The 2,705-nt window shown below is 37.7% G+C and carries 4 protein-coding genes; all 4 read right to left on the bottom strand.

The genetic code is table 11. The annotated features are described in order from the left end of the window. Positions 1-344: 344 nt before the first annotated feature. On the bottom strand, positions 345-1,340 hold the full coding sequence (locus tag B3F51_RS03550; RefSeq protein WP_286945510.1) for a DNA-deoxyinosine glycosylase: 996 nt from the start codon (positions 1,338-1,340) through the stop codon (positions 345-347). Continuing rightward, positions 1,321-1,938 carry an NAD(P)H-dependent oxidoreductase gene (locus tag B3F51_RS03545; protein ID WP_286945508.1) on the bottom strand — a complete coding sequence of 206 codons (618 nt, stop codon included), beginning with the start codon at positions 1,936-1,938 and terminating at the stop codon, positions 1,321-1,323. The genes B3F51_RS03550 and B3F51_RS03545 overlap by 20 nt, the downstream gene beginning before the upstream one ends. Then, positions 1,939-2,280, bottom strand: coding sequence for a n-acetylglutamate synthase (locus B3F51_RS03540; protein ID WP_286945506.1), 342 nt, complete (start codon positions 2,278-2,280; stop codon positions 1,939-1,941). It abuts the gene before it with no gap. A 152-nt stretch (positions 2,281-2,432) separates the two neighbouring features. Beyond that, positions 2,433-2,705, bottom strand: a 273-nt coding sequence (locus B3F51_RS03535; RefSeq protein ID WP_286945504.1) for an ATP-binding protein, incomplete at its 5' end; no start/stop codon positions are given.

The raw sequence follows: 2,705 nt of genomic DNA, 5'->3' as shown, positions 1-2,705 counted from the left end.
ATACGGCTTCAAACTCAACCTTCTAAATTTACTCAAATCCGAAAAAAGCCTGGATCTCCGTGAATCTTCCATAGATCGTGCCCATCCATGAAACCGCTGCTGTCCGGCCATTAAACGTATTCCGGGAATGTTCCGTAATGGTCTGATATTCGATATTTTGCACAGAATTTCAACTTTTTAAGCTGTATTATAACGTTTTGCAGCTAAGAAACGTGGGGCTTTTCGGAGCGATTAACTGTCCACCGAAACTGAACTTGGAATCGGAGAACCAAGCTCGCTCTATGCACTGTCTGCCCCATGTTTTCTTAGGTGCTGTTATAGCCTGTGCTTATTTATCTTTTGATTTATTTGGTAAATATTTGTTTCCATTTTTTGCAAATGCTGTCAAAGTCAATTCCTGTGTTTGCTGGACTTGTGCTTGGTAAAGAAATGTATTTTATTTCGGATATTCTGTCAAAATACTTGTCGTGAAGTGCTTCTGACTTGGCTCCGTTAAAGCAGATAACTTTTAAATTCTTATGCTTTGCAATAAAGCTGTTCAAGTTATTTGGCTCTTCGTCTTCAATTGCACTGTCAAGACTTCCTTTTCTATTTGCTTTATGTGCTACGTCCCAAATTCCAATTCTTGTCTTGAGTAGAAGTACTTTTTTATCTGCGTAGGTCTGTGGCAGCTCGTTGTTTGTTATGGTCGAAATGATTTTCCAAAATCTGTTTCTTGAATGTCCGTAGTACTCACCTAGTTCAAGTGATTTGTCTCCTGGCATGGTTCCCAATATTAAGATTTGAGTATCCGCATTTGAAATTGGGTCGAATGAAGTCTTGGCGTGTGTTGTTTTTGGTTCGGAACTTGTTTTTTCCACTACTTTATTTATCAATCGCTTTGATGTGGTTGATGGTGTCGTAGCTTTGGTTGTTCCTGTTCCTATTGGTGTGGCACCGCTCCAACTGATGTCAATGGAAGTTCCGAAGTCATTGACCCTGAAACTGATGCTGTTTTTGTGGGCAATGTCCGAACCGTTGAACTTGAAAGTCTTACGAAACGGTTTTGATTCGTGGTCAATATTAACTACTAAAATGTCCCCTCGTGTGACCACTTTAGTGTCGATCTTATAACTCTTTGACTTTTCAAGACTTGTTGAAGGTCTTATTGTTCTATTTCTTGTTATCTCAGTCATTATTTTGAATTGGGATGAGTCGTTTGCATAGGCTATAACGTTTGCGTGTATGAAGCGTTGGGGATTGCGGGCTTCGTTCCTATCCGCCGACACAAACGCCGATGCGGGGCAGAACGCTTGAATTAACCACTTAAACCCCAATGCTTTATACACGATGTTGGGCACTGTAGTTCTCTATATTTTCTCCTATTTCATATGCTTTCGTCAGATGATTTTCTTTAACTTTATCTATATCCAGAGTTCCTCCAAGAATTATCATTTGTTTGTTTTCAAATCTTTGTCCAAGTCTATCATCAATCATAACGTTTCGCATACTTTCTGCAATTCCAACTTCATCTAAAAATTCATTCGGATGACCTGCTGTGCATAATACTAATCCTAATTTTTGTTTTTTCATTTTAATTTGCTTATTACCAACAGAATCATATCCATAAGCATACCCAACGGAATAAACTCTATCAAACCAACCTTTTAATTTTGCTGGACAATCACTCCACCAAACAGGATAAATAAATATTATACAGTCGGATTCTTGAATTTTTCTATGCTCATTTAAAATGTCATTGGGTAATTGTTTCTCAAGGTTTGCAAATCCTTCTCTTTCGTATTCGGTCTCGCTCATATCGCTTTGAAAATTCATTTCATATAAATCTGACACTGTTACTTTATGTCCAGAAGTTTTTAATCCATTCAAAAGTCTATCGAAAACCTGATAAGTAAAAGATTTTTTACTTGGATGGCAATATACGATTAATATGTTCATTTATATTTCAATTATAATTGATTCTCCTTTGCTTTTGTCCTTACAAGTCCATTGCCAAAACTCTTTTAGAATCATTTTACCAGAATCCAAAATTTCGGGATAGGATTGGCATACACCTGTCATTATCTCTCCATGAACATTAATATGGTGATATACAAAATCTATATATTTGTTTTCTACTACTTTCCCAATCAAGTTTCCTTTTATAATATCTCCACCTTTATAGTCAGCTGAAATTATATTGTCAGATTGCTTGTAATAAAAAATCGTATCCCCAGTCACATCACCGTTGTCAGTATTTGAGTGTGTTTTGAATTTTCTGTTATCTAAATCAATTTTCATGTTGTCATTTTTGCTCTACTATTGTGCCCAACGTCCGCGTGTATATACAGTGCAGGCTCAGCCTGCTGAATATTCCGGACAAACTAGGCCAGTGATTCCGGTCGAAAGTAGGCCACTATGTAATGAACGGTGAGAGGGCAAAAATAGGTTTTTTATTCTTTGGATTTCTTTCTTAGTGATTCTCCTTTTAGTTCAATTTTATGGGCTGCACCTGACAATCTGTCCATAATTGCATCGGCCAGGGTAGGCTCATCCAGGTATTGATACCAGGATTTTACAGGAAGCTGCGAAGTGATAATAGTTGCCCTTTTCCCATACCTGTCTTCGAGTAGTTGCAGCAAGGTTAGTTTAGTATTATGATCCAATGGGGCCAGGCCGAAGTCGTCAAGAATGATCAGCGGCACTTTTTCGAGTTGATTAAGCAG

This window comes from Acetobacterium sp. UBA5834, from assembly GCF_002435675.1.
Taxonomy (GTDB): domain Bacteria; phylum Bacillota; class Clostridia; order Eubacteriales; family Eubacteriaceae; genus Acetobacterium; species Acetobacterium wieringae.
Note: the sequence above shows the minus strand (reverse complement) of the source record. Positions and strands in the feature narration are given on the sequence as shown.